This is a genomic window from Neobacillus drentensis NBRC 102427 (genome assembly GCF_001591445.1).
Taxonomy (GTDB): Bacteria; Bacillota; Bacilli; order Bacillales; family Cytobacillaceae; genus Neobacillus; species Neobacillus drentensis.
In genome coordinates this window covers 20,818-36,832 of record NZ_BCUX01000037.1, presented here as the reverse complement: position 1 = coordinate 36,832, position 16,015 = coordinate 20,818, and the positions used below count along the sequence as shown (strand labels likewise).

Sequence of the window (16,015 nt, the reverse complement as noted above, 5' to 3'; positions counted from 1 at the left end):
CTCTTTCTATTGCATCTTTCTTACTGGCCATTGAATGGTGTTGCTAATTCCCCCCTTCAATGATTCTCTGGAAACTGGACTCCCCGTTTACATCGTTTTCGACTCTGCCAGCTGAAGTATAAATCGTTGCCATTTTCCCTCTCAAATAGCCAATCACTTCAATATTTAAGTATTTCGCCAGCTGTACTGCCTGCTTGGTAGCCGCTGTACGTGAACCTATCACAGGAAATCCAAATTTCGCTGCTTTAGAGAGCATTTCATATGAAACCCTGCCGGTTGTTAGTAAAATTAACCGATCGGGCTGCAGGTGATTTTTGATAGCGTAACCAATTATTTTATCTACAGCATTGTGTCTGCCAATATCTTCACGGATGGTCATTGCGCCGTACTCATCAACAATACAGGCACCATGCATACCGCCAGTTTCAAGATAAAGTTCTGAATTCTGGGCGAACTCGCTTCTCTTTTTTAATAGATAACTTAATTGATAGTTTTTTTCAGATGTTACTCTTTCAAACTCCTTCACATCTGTCATCGAAAAAAAAGTTACGCCACGGCCACAGCCTGCGGTGTAATGCTTCTTTTTTGAAAAAAATTGCTCCTCGTCAAATTCTGAGCGGAGCGAAACGTTGATGGTGCTTAGTTCTTCATTGATTACAATCGACTCAATATCATTTGAGGACTGAATAAATCCTTCAGAAAATAAATATCCATAGGTCCAATCGTCTAAGTTGTACTTTGTCAGTTGAAAAACGGCAATTTCGTAGCCGTTAATAAGTAAGGAAATAGGATATTCATCGGGACAACCTTTACTGTGCATTGTTTTCCCTCCTCTTTAGGAAACTTCAACATTTAATCATTGTAAGAATTTTAACCTAGTGAACTCAGCGACATTTGTCACTTTGCGAAAGGCGTTTATCCTTTTAAAAAAGAATTTCTGATTCTTTTTAAATCGATTACAAATCTCTGCATATAGATGACAGGACTTTGTCGATTCTATTTCATGTTTGTGTCGTTCTTTCGACAATTTTATGAACTGGTTAGTTTGTCACGTTTGCTATGTGATTAACCTCGCGTTCGAAAGCGATTTCAGCACCAATGTTTCCTCATTACACTTCCTTTTGTAAATATCTTACTGCCAGCTTTTTGATTGGAAAGTAACATTTATCACTATAAATGCATGTTAATAGTAGAAAAGAAGCATTTGTCATTTTATTGTCAACTATTGCTTCCAAAACCAATTTCCAAGTCGTGTCCTCCTAGATTTCTGTTAAATTTATAAAAATGTTCTATAATAAGTAAGAGGTTTTTAGATACGAAGGAGGAAGACATATGACGATTAAAAAAGTAATGACGATTGCTGGCTCTGATACAAGCGGCGGGGCGGGAATTCAAGCAGATTTAAAAACATTCCAGGAGCTTGGCGTCTATGGGATGACGGCACTGACATCCATTGTTACGATGGATCCGAAAAACAGCTGGCACCATAGTGTATTTCCAATCGCAGTGGATACCCTTGAAACACAACTTGATACCGTCCTTTCGGTTGGTATTGATGCAATGAAAACAGGCATGCTTGGTACGGTTGAAATCATCGAGTTAGCCGCACGAAAAATCGATGAAAATAAACTCGAGCGTGTCGTCATTGACCCGGTTATGGTTTGTAAAGGGGAAGATGAAGTCCTAAATCCGGAAACAACCGATGCCATGCGTGAGTTTCTGTTGCCGCGTGCTTTAGTGGTTACACCTAATCTGTTTGAAGCAGGACAGCTGGCAGGTATGAAGACGCCTCGCACGGTTGCGGAAATGAAGGAAGCCGCGGTGAAAATCCACGAGCAAGGGGCAAAATTCGTGTTGATTAAAGGCGGCGGCAAGCTTCAATCCGAAGAAAAGGCAGTCGACCTGCTCTATGATGGAAAGGACTTTATGCTTTACGAATCTGAAAAATTCGCGACCACCTACACGCACGGTGCAGGCTGTACCTACTCCTCAGCGATAACCGCTGAATTAGCAAAAGGGAAATCTGTTTATGATGCAGTCGATGTCGCAAAAGAATTTATAACAGCAGCCATTGAGCAAGGCTTCCGCCTAAACGAATATGTCGGTCCAACCTGGCACGGTGCCTACCGCAGCGGCCTATCTAAAACCGAGTACTGCGAGGATTGTGTGGAATAAAGAATAGAGAAAATAGCCGGTCATTGGATCGGCTATTTCTTATTTTTGATGTCAATTTCATGCTGTCATTTCATGGTGTCAGGCACCAGTCAAGCAAGGATTTCGCATTTTTTACCTAATTTTAGTATGATAGTTACATTATTAATTAAAATAGACATTAGACCTAATCATTCTAATTATGGAGGGAAAGGAGGTTGCACTTTGGAACCTATTGATATGAAAGCCGCACAGGCTGCGATTAACAGCTTTGCCAATAAGGATGTTTACATCCACCTTGAAACGACGAACGGTGCCTATGCATCACATAATGATCAATCATTTTTTTCCGCTGGAGCATTCATCCGCAATGCACTCGTCCGTTATGAATTAGGAAAAATAACAGGGAATGGCCCGTTTCGTGTTGGTTTGAAGATCAACCTTGGCTGGATTTATGCAGAAGGAATTACCCATTACGAAATGGATGAAGACAATCACCTGCTCTTAGCCGGTCACGATAATGCCGGAAAACTAGCGGTTGCCTTGGAAATTTCCAGCACCCCTTTTGAATAATACGGCAAGGCCGGAAGGAGAATGATTTATGGAAAAAGAACGAAGCGTTTTGGTCGTTTTTCCTCACCCTGATGATGAGGCATTTGGTGTGTCTGGGACGATTGCGACCCATGTGAAAAACGGCACCCCGGTTACCTATGCCTGTTTAACCTTAGGTGAAATGGGACGCAACATGGGGAATCCCCCGTTTACTAATCGCGAGAACCTCCCGAAAATTAGAAAAGAAGAATTGAAGGAAGCAGCTCGGGTGTTGGGCATTCAAGATCTGCGCATGCTGGGATACCGTGATAAAACGATTGAATTTGAAGATGAAGAGAAGCTAGCCAACAAAATGTTAGAAGTGATTGAGGAAGTTAACCCTTCGCTTATTATCACGTTTTATCCGGGCTATTCTGTCCACCCTGACCACGATGCCACCGGTGCGGCGGTCGTGCGGGCGGTTGAGAAAATGCCTGCGGACGTGCGGCCAACCTTACACTGCGTTGCCTTCTCGAATAATTGTGTAGACGAGATTGGGGAACCGGACATCCTCAATGATATTAGCCCCGTTACAGAAATAAAGCTTGCTGCCATCCAAGCTCACCGGTCGCAAACAGAGCAGATGTTTATTGGCATGGAGGAGAAGTTGAAAGAGCAAGATCCGCAAGTGATGAAGTGGATTAACAACGAACGGTTTTGGACATATACATTTAATAAGTAAACTCAAAAGCCCTTCGTATTGAAGGGCTTTTTTCAGTGTTCTAATTCTGTTATCGTACCCTTAGCCCCGTATGATGCCCTTTTCTCCCTTTTTTCTGGCTTAACGGTAGCCATAGAGGGCCTATGATGCCCTTTTCTCCCTTTTTTCTGGCTTAACGGTAACCATAGAGGGCCTATGATGCCCTTTCCACCATTTTTTCTAGCCGAACGGTAACCATAGAGGGCCTATAATGCCCGTTCCGCCATTTTTTCATTCTTATCTTTAATATTCCCGGTGCAGCAGCGTACATAGCGTGCACCAATCAAGGATGATGATCTTCCGTGATTTCATGTCGATGATGCCATCCTTTTTTAATTTAGAAAAGACACGGCTTACGCTTTCTCTTGTCGCTCCGACGACGGTTGCAAATTCTTGAATGGTCAAAGGAATCTCAATATCCCATCGGTTAAGTCCCGTATTAAATTTATTTCCGAGCCGTTCTAACGTTTTCACGGTCTTTGCATAAACATCAAGCAAGGCCACGTCCCGTAATTGTGAAGTCATCTCCCGTAAGGCGTCACTCATATAACTAATCATTTGCATCGACAACTCCGGATAGTTGTATAAATCCCGCTCTAGTTCCAACTTATCTAAAAAGAGGACCCTTCCGTCCTGGAGCATGGTTGCGGTTGCTGGGTAGTATTCTGTCTTCTTTGAAAACAAACAGGCCTCTGCGAACACATCCCCTTTTTGCTTCACACAAACAATGATTTCATTGCCATTTTCATCCTGCTTCGTCAGCTTGACCGCTCCTGAATAAATGAAATAAACCCCTTTGGCCGCCTCTGCCTCGTTAATAATCCGTTCGCCCTTCTTTACGTCCAATGTTTGAATCCTTTTTTCAATAATAGATAACGACTTGGACGATAAATCCTTAAAAATAACAATTTTCCGTAGTAAATCTGTTTGGACTGCGTTTGCGCCATGATAGACTTCTAGATTCGGTTCTTTTAAACAATCGACTTGATTCAACCTTTTCACCACCCTTTTAACAAGTTTCCTTTTGCTGACTACTTACCATCTATTGTAAACAACTCCCGCTAACAAAGTAGTGACGTAATTCACAAAATGTTCAATTTTATAAAGCCAATTGCAACAATTATATTCACACAACGTTCAAAATTCCACAAAAAGGAGTGAAGTATATCACACTTTTCTCCCTTTACAGCGTTTAGGATGAAGGTGTTCATTATATATAAAAGGGAGGGGAAAACATGAATAAAGCCATTATTAGTTTTGTGGTCTGTGCAATACTTGGCTTTGGACTTGGCTACTTAGTGTTTGATGTAATCATGGGGGATTCTGGTAAGCAGCCTCAAGTAGCACAAACAGCAACAACAGAAAAGACAGAAACAGCTGCTGCCAATGAAGAAGGTACGGATGCAAAGGATGCTACAACCGTTTCAGCTAGTGAGGACAACATCCTAAACAAGAAGGGCTGCCTTGGCTGTCACAGTGTTGAAGCCTTAAATATTAAGGGTGGAGCCGTTGGACCAGACCTTTCACAAGCGTTTGTTAACGTAGAAGGAAAGCATGGCAAGCCGATCGAGGAATTCCTGAAAGCGCCTACTTCCGCCGTGATGTCAGGCGTTATCGGCAAAAATCCATTAACTGATGAAGAACGCACACAAGTGTTAGACCTACTTAAACAAGCTTCTGAAAAATAAAAAAGGTGGTGTAATTAAATGAAAAAATGGATTCCGATTGCATCGGGTCTCTTAGCCGGGTTTGTTGCAGCAACCATCTCATTTGCTGATTTCTCAGCAAAGACGAATACCGAAGCTGCTTCCACCACAAAGAGTGATGCAGAAAAGGTATATGTTCCATTCGGTCAAAAAGATGATTATTACCTGTTTGCCTCAGGCGGTCACTCTGGTCAAATGTTTATTTACGGGGTTCCGTCGATGCGGAAAATTAGAACGATTCCTGTATTCTCTCAAGATTCTGCAACAGGATACGGTTTCGATGAGCATTCCAAAAAAATGATGGGCGACTATACATGGGGAGACCTTCACCATCCCGCCTTCTCTGAAACGAAGGGCGACTATGATGGTAAATACATGTTTGCTACGGATGTAGGGAACAGCCGTGCAGCTGTTGTCGACCTAAAAACATTTACAACAAAAGATATCATTCAGGTTCCAAACACTGCCGGCCCACACTGTGCAGCATTCGTAACAGAAAACACAGAGTACATGTTCTTACCGACTCGGTTTGCAGTACCGGTTGGCCAAAAATATGAATCACTCGACAACTTTAGCGATCAGTACCGCGGCGTTATGTCGGCTGTAACCTTCAATGAAAAGAATCAAAAGCTAGGTATTGCCTATCAAGTGGCTCTTCCACCATGGTCCTATGACCTTTCTGATGCTGGTAAAAAGAGTTCAGCTGATTGGGCTGTTATGACAACCTACAATACTGAGGAAGCTACAACAAACTTGGAAATCAATGCATCACAAGCTGACCGTGACTACATCGTTCTTTTCAACTGGAAAGAGCTTGCGAAGATGGTTAAGGAAGGCAAGTACGAAAATGTTGGCGGTCAAAAAATGATTTACCCTGAAAAACAAAAGGGTGGCATTTATTTAATTCCGGTTGCTAAATCTCCACATGGTGTCGACGTAACACCAGATGGTAAGCAATTTATTGCTTCCGGCAAACTTGCTCCAACAATGACTGTGTTCTCGTTTGAAAAAGCCTTTGAAGCTGTTAAAAACAAAGACTTCGCTGGAGAACGTAACGGGATTCCAATCCTTAATTACAAATCAGTCATGGAACGAGAAGTTAACCCTGAAAATGCTTTAGGACCGCTTCACACTCAATTTGATGACAAAGGCATGGCCTATACAACAATGTTCATTTCTTCTGAAATCGTGAAATGGAATCCAAAAACAGGTGAAACCTTAGACCGTGTACCTGTTCAATATTCTCCGGGACACTCTGTTGCCGCCGAAGGCGATACAGTTGCACCAGATGGAAAATGGATTATTGCTTTAAACAAGATTGCTAAAGACAGCTACTTATCTGTTGGCCCATCCCATCCTGAATCGATGCAATTAATTGATATCAGCGGGAAGATGAAGGTAATTCAATCGTCACCAGTAGATCCTGAACCGCACTATGCACAAATGATTAAAGCGGATAAGATCAAAACCATTAATGTCTATCCGAAGGATCCAAAGAACAAGGAAGCAGTATACAAGCAGAGCGATACGAAAATCGTCCGCAATGGTAACAAGGTTGATGTATACGGAATCGCGATGCGTTCGAAATTCATCTTTGATGCTAAAGCAAAACGTCCAGACGTGATTGAAGTGAATGAAGGTGATCACGTCACCATTCATCTGACGAATATTGATTTCGATGAGGATATTACCCATGGATTTGCCATCAACAGCTATAACTTAAACATGGAAGTTCAGCCTGGTCAAACCAACACAATGGAATTTGTTGCGAATAAAGCAGGAACCTATCCACTTTATTGTACAAACTTCTGTTCAGCACTACACCAAGAAATGAACGGCTACTTCCTAGTCAAACCAAAGCAATAAACGTTGATGGGTATCAATTCTAGTAATTGATACCCTTCTCCGTTTTAAGAAGATATCATGATAAAGGCGATGTTTAACATGAAGAGTCAAACAAAAAAATTATCGATAGTTTCTTCATTAATACTAGTTGCTGCAAGTATTTTAATAGTTATCTCACTCTTTTTCCCATGGTGGAAAATGGTCTTTGTGGCTCCGCAATATCCAGAAGGCTTAAATATCATTGTTTATCCTAATAAGCTTGCAGGTGAAATTGATATTGTTAATGGTTTAAATCACTATATCGGGATGGCGAATTTTAGCGAAAAAAACTTCCCTGAATTATCATATTTACCTTATTTAGTGGGTGGATTAGCTTCAATAACTTTATTAACAGCCCTTTTACGGAAAAAGTCAGTTCTATACGGTTTAATCGGTCTATTTGTAATTGGCGGCGGACTTGGTGTCTTCGACCTGATGCATGCACTGAAAAAATTCGGCACTAATTTAGATCCTCATGCACCGATTAAGATGGATCCATTTGTTCCGCCTATACTAGGGCATAATACAGTGGCAAACTTTCAAACTGACAGCCTGCTTGGCTTGGGAACCTATTTGGTCATCGCTGCGTTTATCCTGCTCTTAATTCCTTTATGGAAGGATCGAAAGTAAATGAAAAAACTTACGCTCTTATCTTTCATTTTTTCTCTATTTCTGCTGATGAGTCCTGAGAAAAAGCTGGCAGCCGAAAACTTACAAACAACCATCGACAGCCTGAAAGAGGGGGCGGTCCTTCAGCTTGAAAATAAAACCTATCAGGGCAACATTGTCATCAACAAACCGCTGACGATTATTGGCTCAAAAAAGACCGTGATCAAAGGTGACGGTACCGGGAATGTCATTTCTATCAAGGCCCCGCATGTGAAGTTGAGTCATCTAACGGTAACGCACGGAAGTATGAACCGGAACTCTGCTGAGGAATATGCAGCCATCAAAATTTATACCAACAACAATATCGTCGAACACATTTACATCCGTGACTCCTTTCACGGCATATATTTAAGCCAGGCTCACAAAAATAAGATTCGTTTCAACGATATTAAGGGAATGGGTAAAGGCAAAATTGCTGAGCAGGGAAATGGAATTCACGTTTATTATGCCAATAATAATCTGCTTGAAAAAAACACGATCGAAGGCACCCGGGACGGAATGTTCTTCGAATATGCCAACAACAATCACAGCTATGAAAACAATATCAGCCAGACAAGATATGGACTGCATTACATGTATTCCGATGAAAATATTTTTAAGAAAAATACCTTTACGATGAATACCGGCGGCGCCGCGATTATGAACTCGAACCATTTGAAGCTCGAGGATAATCAATTTATCGTCAACTACGGCAACCAATCCTTTGGCTTGTTACTGCTGCAAGCGAATGACAATCTAATTGCCAATAATACCTTTTACATGAACCAACGTGGTATGTATATTGATCAAGCGACAAGAAACGAATTTCGCCACAACATAATCGCTCAAAACCAAATCGGGATAGAACTGTGGGCGAGTTCCAATGAGCAGACTTTCACCTTAAACCAAATTTATGAAAATACGATTCCTGCTGTAACTCTTGGCGGCAATAGTGAGAATAATTCCTGGAGCAAGAATGGCAAAGGGAATGACTGGGGCAGCGCGTTCCCGATCACCGATTTAAACCAAGACCAGATTGGGGATTTTCCAATAACCTATCATTCTTCTTTATATCAATTAATTGAAGATCAAGAATTATCCTATTTATTTCTAAAAAGTCCAGCACTGAAGATTTATGAAAAAATGAACGCCGCACTAACAAAGGAAGCCGTCATGTTTCATGACCCACACCCACTAACCTCATCAAAAGGAACGCATACGGACGCAATTTTCCTTATTGTCAGCTTAATAATTGTGGGTATTTTAATAAAAGGGAGACACCTACTATGCATTACATTTGGAAGGAATGGAAGGAAAATATAAGAGGAAAAGGACTTTGGCTAAGTTTAAGCATTATTGTTCTGATTTCAATTGCGATTTTATTTCGTTCCTCAGTCCTTTCATTTGATAAAGGCTTTTATGTGCTCTTAATCAATTTATTTGATACGATTATCTATTTTATTCCGATTCTATGTTTATTTATCGGAGCGTTCTCAATTTTTCAGGAAAAGGAACAGAAGACCTTGATCATGCTGCTGACGAAGACAGACCATTTTGGCAGCTTTTTGATAAAAAAAAGCCTTGGGCTTTATGCAGTCGTCCTTGTCCCGCTGATTACTTGGTTTTTCATCTATTTATTACTGCTAAAATTTAATTTCCAACTCGATATCAAAGGCTACTTCATCTTTATAGCAGCGATCGTTTGCATGAGTCTCGTCTTTCTGCAAATGGGGGCGGCAATCGGCAGTATTAGCCGCTCAAGGATGCAAATTTTAGGGTTTACGATTTTTGTCTGGTTCTACTTTTTCTTCTTACATGATTTTATCTTGCTGTCGTTCTTGCCTGATGTCACACATGAAAATGTGAAACTATTCTCTTCAGTCTACTTTTTAAATCCGCTTCAGGCGGTTCGCATGTTCCTAGAAACGGGCACAGGGGTATATTCCTTCGGCCATATGTCGAGACTCTTACAAGCATTTATGTGGACGAAACCAGTATTCTTTTTAATTGGGAATCTCTTGTTCTGGCTTGTCATTTCATTTTTCACAGCAATTGTTTTCAACCGTAAGGAGGGCTACGAATGATTAAAGTGACAAACTTAAACCAGTCGTTTGGGAAAAAAAACGTCTTAGATTCAATCAATCTAGACATTAACTCAAATGAGATATGTGCCCTTGTCGGCCGTAATGGGGCCGGAAAATCAACGTTTATCAATAGTCTTCTTGGATTACTTCCTGTAAAGCAAGGGGAAATCTTGATTAACGGGATTGCTGTAAACAAGAAAAATGAGGAGTGGAAAAGAAGTATCGCCTACCTGCCGGAAAAATTCATGCTTTATCCGATGCTGACTGGTCTTGAAAATATGACATTTTTTGCAGAAGCGGTATCCAAGGCTGCTAATTTGGAACGGATCGAGCAGGTTCTTCGCTCGGTCAGTTTGTGGGATGACCGCACCGTCCAAGTCAAGCAATATTCGAAAGGGATGCTGCAGCGTCTCGGTTTAGCAATCACCCTATATCAAGATTCAAGCCTGCTCATCTTGGATGAACCAACAAGCGGTATCGACCCGCTCGGCAGAAAAGAAATTTTGGAGGTGCTTGGTTCGCTGCATGATAAAACCATTCTGCTATCCTCCCATCATCTCGATGAAATTAAACAGATATGTACGCATGTCGCCTATTTGGACAATGGAAGAATGGAAAAGTATACTGTAGAGGACTTTTTACAAACTCATGATTTAGGAGGAATCAGTTCATGAAGATACGGATAACGCTTGGCATACTATTGCTGATCGCTTTACTTACGGGGTGCGCTTCCGCCCCTGACTATAAAGTAACTGTGACGAAAGACCTTTATTTCGTCAAGGACACAGCCATGCCTTTTGAAATAAAAGTAACGGAAAATAAAAAGGCTGTTAAAGGACTCGATGTGTCGGCCCAATTGTCGATGACCAAAATGGATCATGGCAGCTACGATGTGAATCTTGAGGAAGGAAAGAATGGCACTTACTCCGGACAAGTAAATCTGCCGATGGGCGGCAAATATGAGGCAGCGTTTACGTTAGAAAAATACGGGAAAAAGACTGAGAAAATCATCGAGATGAATGTTACCAAGCCAGAAGGTGTCGCCAAGATTAATGGTGACTGGATTACCAATGAGGATGTCAGCTTCTATAAACTGATTAACAAGTTACAGCTTGAGATCAACCGTGAGGGCGCTAAGAAAAAATACACAGGTAAGCAGTTAGAGGAAGAACTAGCCTATTTAGAGTCACAGGAAAAGACCATCGAGGATAAAAATCAATTATTAACGCAAATCATTCGTCTCCGTGCGATAGCGTTACTGTCGAGTGAAAAAGGCCATAAAGCAACGGAGACGGAAGTGGATGCAGCCCTTCTCAAAGCACGTGAACAATATAACCAATATGAACCCGCTAAAAAGCTGATTAACGAATACGGAGAAGAAAAGTTCTGGGCCACGGAAAAACAGCAGTATCAAATGATTGTCATGTCCCAGAAGGTTCAAATGGACTTAATCAACAAAGTTAAAAAAGAAAACCCTAAAGCGGGTGAACAAGAAATCTACTTCCAAGCCCAAAAAGAATACGAAGAACTCCTTGTCTCCCAGGTTAATTCCTTGAAGATTGAGATATTGTAAGAAAACAGGACAAAAACATAAAATCACCGGCAAAATCTTAGTCTTATTGTAATTAATATTATGATTTGCACACCAAAAAGAGATTGGAAGCTCCAATCTCTTTAAATTTTTTACTAATTGTAATGATCTTCCTTCAACGAGCGAATTAGGAGGATCTATCAGCGAATTTTTGGATTCTATCAGCGAATTTCGAGGTTCTATTGGCGAATTTTTGAATTCTATTGGCGAATTTCAAGATTCTATTGGCGAATCACAGTTTTCAATCACAAATCTTGTCATAGCACGCGATACTTGCTACAGTTCCTTAAAGAACCTCATGAATAGCCTTCGCTACGCCGCTTTCTTCATTAGTGTCGGTAATGACATCGCAAAGAGATTTAATATAATGATCAGCGTTCCCCATGGCAACCGCTCTTCCGGCTTTTTCAAGCATCGAAACATCATTATAATTATCACCAATCGCCATTGTTTCCGCTAAATCAATCCCTCTCAACGTCACAAAGGATTCCAGTGCAATCCCCTTTTGAGCCTGCTCATTGGTAATTTCCAAGTTATCATGGCCTGACGTTGACACGACAAGTCCTTCTAGTTCAGATAGTGACCGGTTTGCAGACGCTAGCCTGTCTGCATCAAAAGAGAAGGCCAGTAATTTATAAATCTGATAGTCTTCATCGGCAAAAAGCAGTTCATAATCTTCAATCGAGTGGATTAACCCCTCACGAATTCGTGCCCCTGCTGCCTCAGTAATCTCCTCACGATTCACTTCAGGGTTAGCACTCATAACAATATCAACGAGAATCGACACGGCCTTGTCCGGATCGATCGTGAAAGCCCCCTGATTGGTGTAAACTTCGAAATAAACATCCTTTTCCGCAAGTCTCGCTGCTACCTCTCTTGCCATTTGTTTACTGATGGGTGTTGCTGAAAGAACTGCTCCTTCCTTAGAGCGAACCTCCGCGCCATTCGCACAAATAACCGGGCAGGTTAAGCCAGCCTGAGCTAAGACATAAGTTGCCTCCTGATACGACCTGCCGGTTGCCACAACGAATTCAATTCCTTGCGCTTGTGCCTTTACGATTGCTTTCTTATTTTCCTCGCTGATTAATTGATTGGAATTCAATAATGTTCCATCCATATCTGATGCGATACATTTAATCATGTTGTCCACCCTCAATCCATTTTCATTATTGCCATTCTAACATGATTACCAAAACATTATCTCCCTGATGCTCAAGCTAAATACTTACTTCCCTCTCGAACACTTAATGGTGCCAACCGTGTTCCTTCGATAAACGACTTCACGGAAGTGGGATTAGTCTTTGAATATTCGCGCAGCACCCAGCCAATCGCTTTTTGGATAAAAAATTCCTTGCTGTCCGCATTTTGCCTTATGTAGTGATAGAGCAGCTCTTCATTCGTTTTCCCTTTATATTTTAATTGAAAAAGCAGTGCCGCTCTGCGCAGCCAGAGATTTTCATTAATGGCCCAGCCATCGATGGTGCCTGACACCACATCAGGGAACTTCTCAGCAATTGTCCCAACCGGCTTGGGTGCAATCGCATCGACCGTATCCCACCATGACTTCGTTGTGATCAGCTCTTCCATAAAGGGTAAATCCGCTTTCTCAAGCTTTTTCAGTGATTTTTCCATATAAACCAAGGCCGTGTATTGATATTCCCGTTCTTTCTTCGCCCAAAGCTCTCGAATGAATTCATGGTTAAATGACTCTTTTAAAAAGGCTGTTTCTTGAAAAAATTGCTTTTCCAGTTCACTTCGCTGTGGTTTCTTAATCCCCAAGAAAGGAAAGTGGTCTTTCATATATTTCTTCATCGGTCCGGCATTTGCTTCATTACGGTTTTCTTCAAACAAATGTGTTAACAGATCAATATTAGATGACATTCCATTCAACCCTTTCAAAAACGCTCTGCTCCACTCATACAAATGTAATTCACTTATTTTTCAATATATCCTTCATTTTTTCCGAATAAACAAGTTTTCCTGTGTCAAACTAACCACTAGTAGACAAGGAGGGATCCCTATTGACGAAGAAATACAATAAAGGCAGCAAGAATCAAAACTCCCCGCAGGCCGGGAATGCCGAGTCTGAATTCGCCGCCGAGTTTGTCAGCGGTGATAACAGTAAAGGCAATAAACGCAACAAGGGGCAGAGTAGTAAAACTAATCCAAACCCTTAATAAAAAAATCGACTTTCTCATTTGAAAGTCGATTTTTTAGTCTTTATTTTCAGGATTAAATTTTATTGCTGGGTTATAAATAAATGCACCCGAAACATTTTCAGAAGGCTGTTCATTCTCACCTCTAAATTGATCCTGCATTTGGAGGTTTGCACTTTCTGCTTCAGAACTTCTCTCTGTAGATGCATGGACCTTCCCATCTTCAAGCTGAGTGTTAATCTTAATGTTTGCTTCGACCGTTTCATTGGCTGAATTCGTATCTTTTCCCATTATTCGCGCTCCTTTTTTTCAAAGTATAATCTTATGTTGCCCCAATGCATTCTTTATTAGCTACTTTTTTCATTAAAATGAAAAAACTGCCCCATTTAGGACAGCTCTTTCTTATTATTGACAACTAAATGAACGGATTCGGTTTAAATCCATTCCGTAATATTCCCAGTGGTATCCACGCCAGCGATACCCAGCGATTGATGATATGCAAAAGTTTTGTTTTGTTATTCTACTTTACTCGCTGCAAGTTCCCTAATCTCCTCAGCAATCTTACTTTGGATCCGTTCAACGACTGAAAAGTCCATGGCGGCGATATAGATTTCCTCTAATTCATCATGCAGTTCCTTTGCCTTCGCCAAATATGAGGTGGCCTCAACCATCTTATTTTTATAATTCGTTGAGATTTTATTAATGATATCTTCAAAAATTTCATCGGTTCCTGGAGCAATCAGTAATTCGTACATATCAATGATTTCATCGCCATCTCTGCTCGGGAAATATTCATGCGGAGCGGTACTGTCAAAGATAGCAATCCCCAGCTCCCTGAAAATAACCATATCAAGACTATTCGGGTCAAAGCCGCAATGATACACTTCTGCATCGACCCCTCTAACTTCGGCCGCTGCCGCAAGCTTCTTCAGCATCGTGGATTTCCCGGAGCCCGGGCGCCCTTTAATGAAGTAGCGTTTTGAAATCTCTTCCGTTAGATTCGGGACAAAATCGACCGCTCCTTTTGGTGTGGCTGCCCCTAAAAAGCGGTGGCGGATATCTGATTTTTTACTGAGCTTCATTTTTCCAAAAAAGCTGTCAATTAATTTGTTGGTTAATTGATCGGCTTTCTTAAAGTCCATGCTGTTAATATAAATCTTTTCCCAATCATCGTGAATATCCAGCGCTTCTTTATAAGTATCATAGGCTTTATGAAAGGTTTTAATAATTTGGTTGGATAACTTGAGGATCGTGTTTTTATGAATCGCCAGTGCACGGGCATCCCAGGCTTCCCCAAGGTTAATATATTCGTCGATTGCCCCGGGTGCAATAGGTTCAATCACATGCGGAGCGGTTCCATCAACGATGCCCACCCTTAACGCTGGAATCAACACACCATCAATAGAATTGTTATCGGAAGAACAATGTAAAAATTCTATATCATATCCTTTTTCCAGCCATTCATTACCAATTTTTTTCATTAATGAAGACTTCCCTGTTCCCGGGCCGCCTTTTAAAATAAATAATCGGTCAAGTCCTTGCAGATTAGTATCATATAAATTATGAAAGCCTCTCGCTGTATTACCGCCTGCAAAGTAATTTTTAATTTTCCCTGCCACCTATCAACACTCCCTTTTTCTATCCAGCTCCAGCGCCATGCGTCTAGTGGACTTCGCTAAACAGGCGCTTCCGCTTTTAAAGTGACAAATCGCAATATTAATTTCACCCTATCTTATGCGATTGCCGCCCATAGGTGAGTGCCTAGGGAAAAAAACTTACTTAATAATCGGGACAATGTCAGCTTTTGTGACCTCCGTTAATTGAACAGGGTCTAATACCATTTGCACTCCAATTTTTCCGCCGCTTACAATAATGGATTCGAGTAACTTACTGCTTTCATCAATAAACGTCTTATAATCCTTTTTCATGCCAATTGGCGAACAGCCGCCGCGGATATAACCCGTCCATTTCTGAATATCCTTTACCGGAAGCATTTCAATATTCTTTTCACCTGCTGCTTTGGCTGCCTTTTTCAAATCCAATTCCTCAGTAACAGGAATCACAAAGACCAATACATTCTTACTTGCGCCCTGTGCAACCAGCGTTTTATAGACTTCCTTTGGGTCCTTGCCGATTTTCTCCGCCACAGAAACTCCATCAATTTTCCCATCTTTATTCTCGTATGTAAGCATTTCATAGTGAATTTTTTTTGCATCCAAAATCCGCATTGCGTTCGTTTTAACCTGTGCCACTTTCCAAATTCCCTCCCTGACATTGAAAGTTACGTTCCAGTATCAGCATACTGGAACAGCAGAAATTACACAAAATCACCCAAAATCTGTCACCCGTTTGTCACTCTATTAAACCATTATTATAGTACACTTAACCTAACAATAATAATTTACTTACATTCCCAAAATAGAGAATTATTTTCATTTTCACTATTACTAAATTGCTTATGTGAAATTCCTCACAAACAATCACATTTAACTATACAAAAGAAA

General features: G+C 41.0%; 18 protein-coding genes. 11 read left to right on the top strand and 7 right to left on the bottom strand.

All coding sequences use genetic code 11. From position 1 onward, the window contains the following. Positions 1–43: 43 nt before the first annotated feature. Positions 44–820 (bottom strand): formate dehydrogenase accessory sulfurtransferase FdhD, encoded by a 777-nt coding sequence (gene fdhD, locus BDR01S_RS17295; protein ID WP_066248846.1) that lies wholly within the window; start codon positions 818–820, stop codon positions 44–46. Positions 821–1,332: 512 nt separating this feature from the next. Between fdhD and pdxK the strand changes: the two genes are divergently transcribed. The 3 genes from pdxK (at position 1,333) to bshB2 (ending at position 3,424) form a co-directional block, all read left to right on the top strand. Further along, positions 1,333–2,175, top strand: coding sequence for a pyridoxine/pyridoxal/pyridoxamine kinase (pdxK, locus tag BDR01S_RS17290; RefSeq protein ID WP_066248848.1), 843 nt, complete (start codon positions 1,333–1,335; stop codon positions 2,173–2,175). A 201-nt stretch (positions 2,176–2,376) separates the two neighbouring features. Further along, on the top strand, positions 2,377–2,724 hold the full coding sequence (locus BDR01S_RS17285) for a YojF family protein (RefSeq protein WP_066248850.1): 348 nt from the start codon (positions 2,377–2,379) through the stop codon (positions 2,722–2,724). A 28-nt stretch (positions 2,725–2,752) separates the two neighbouring features. After that, positions 2,753–3,424, top strand: coding sequence for a bacillithiol biosynthesis deacetylase BshB2 (bshB2, locus tag BDR01S_RS17280; RefSeq protein ID WP_066248853.1), 672 nt, complete (start codon positions 2,753–2,755; stop codon positions 3,422–3,424). Between the two features lie 261 nt (positions 3,425–3,685). Here bshB2 and BDR01S_RS17275 read toward each other — a convergent pair whose 3' ends face one another. Then, positions 3,686–4,435, bottom strand: coding sequence for a Crp/Fnr family transcriptional regulator (locus tag BDR01S_RS17275; RefSeq protein WP_235846597.1), 750 nt, complete (start codon positions 4,433–4,435; stop codon positions 3,686–3,688). Between the two features lie 242 nt (positions 4,436–4,677). Between BDR01S_RS17275 and BDR01S_RS17270 the strand changes: the two genes are divergently transcribed. From BDR01S_RS17270 to BDR01S_RS17240, 7 genes are all read left to right on the top strand, one after another. Further along, positions 4,678–5,130, top strand: coding sequence for a cytochrome C (locus tag BDR01S_RS17270; protein WP_066248855.1), 453 nt, complete (start codon positions 4,678–4,680; stop codon positions 5,128–5,130). Between the two features lie 18 nt (positions 5,131–5,148). Next, positions 5,149–7,014, top strand: coding sequence for a Sec-dependent nitrous-oxide reductase (gene nosZ, locus BDR01S_RS17265; RefSeq protein ID WP_066248858.1), 1,866 nt, complete (start codon positions 5,149–5,151; stop codon positions 7,012–7,014). Positions 7,015–7,092: 78 nt separating this feature from the next. Further along, positions 7,093–7,662: a hypothetical protein gene (locus tag BDR01S_RS25445; protein WP_066248860.1), complete on the top strand. Its 570-nt coding sequence runs from the start codon at positions 7,093–7,095 to the stop codon at positions 7,660–7,662. Next, positions 7,663–9,003, top strand: coding sequence for a nitrous oxide reductase family maturation protein NosD (gene nosD, locus BDR01S_RS17255; RefSeq protein ID WP_066248863.1), 1,341 nt, complete (start codon positions 7,663–7,665; stop codon positions 9,001–9,003). It abuts the gene before it with no gap. Next, positions 8,967–9,764 carry an ABC transporter permease gene (locus BDR01S_RS17250; RefSeq protein WP_066248867.1) on the top strand — a complete coding sequence of 266 codons (798 nt, stop codon included), beginning with the start codon at positions 8,967–8,969 and terminating at the stop codon, positions 9,762–9,764. The genes nosD and BDR01S_RS17250 overlap by 37 nt, the downstream gene beginning before the upstream one ends. Then, complete coding sequence (locus BDR01S_RS17245; protein ID WP_066248869.1) at positions 9,761–10,438, top strand: ABC transporter ATP-binding protein; 678 nt, start codon at positions 9,761–9,763, stop codon at positions 10,436–10,438. The genes BDR01S_RS17250 and BDR01S_RS17245 overlap by 4 nt, the downstream gene beginning before the upstream one ends. Beyond that, positions 10,435–11,337: a FixH family protein gene (locus tag BDR01S_RS17240; protein ID WP_066248872.1), complete on the top strand. Its 903-nt coding sequence runs from the start codon at positions 10,435–10,437 to the stop codon at positions 11,335–11,337. The genes BDR01S_RS17245 and BDR01S_RS17240 overlap by 4 nt, the downstream gene beginning before the upstream one ends. Before the next feature lie 304 nt (positions 11,338–11,641). Here the strand turns inward: BDR01S_RS17240 and BDR01S_RS17235 are convergent, their stop codons facing one another. Then, a complete protein-coding gene (locus BDR01S_RS17235) occupies positions 11,642–12,496 on the bottom strand; it encodes a Cof-type HAD-IIB family hydrolase (RefSeq protein ID WP_066248875.1) in 855 nt (284 codons plus the stop codon). A gap of 71 nt (positions 12,497–12,567) precedes the next feature. Next, the gene (locus BDR01S_RS17230) at positions 12,568–13,236 is read right to left on the bottom strand and encodes a DNA alkylation repair protein (protein ID WP_066259526.1); all 669 of its coding nucleotides are present in this window, start codon (positions 13,234–13,236) and stop codon (positions 12,568–12,570) included. A 140-nt stretch (positions 13,237–13,376) separates the two neighbouring features. Between BDR01S_RS17230 and BDR01S_RS25850 the strand changes: the two genes are divergently transcribed. Next, positions 13,377–13,532: a hypothetical protein gene (locus BDR01S_RS25850; RefSeq protein WP_169801457.1), complete on the top strand. Its 156-nt coding sequence runs from the start codon at positions 13,377–13,379 to the stop codon at positions 13,530–13,532. A 36-nt stretch (positions 13,533–13,568) separates the two neighbouring features. Here BDR01S_RS25850 and BDR01S_RS17225 read toward each other — a convergent pair whose 3' ends face one another. The 3 genes from BDR01S_RS17225 to ybaK form a co-directional block, all read right to left on the bottom strand. Continuing rightward, complete coding sequence (locus BDR01S_RS17225) at positions 13,569–13,802, bottom strand: hypothetical protein (protein WP_066248877.1); 234 nt, start codon at positions 13,800–13,802, stop codon at positions 13,569–13,571. 224 nt (positions 13,803–14,026) lie between these two features. After that, positions 14,027–15,130, bottom strand: coding sequence for a PRK06851 family protein (locus tag BDR01S_RS17220; protein ID WP_066248880.1), 1,104 nt, complete (start codon positions 15,128–15,130; stop codon positions 14,027–14,029). A 156-nt stretch (positions 15,131–15,286) separates the two neighbouring features. Then, positions 15,287–15,763: a Cys-tRNA(Pro) deacylase gene (ybaK, locus tag BDR01S_RS17215; protein ID WP_066248882.1), complete on the bottom strand. Its 477-nt coding sequence runs from the start codon at positions 15,761–15,763 to the stop codon at positions 15,287–15,289. Positions 15,764–16,015: the final 252 nt, after the last annotated feature.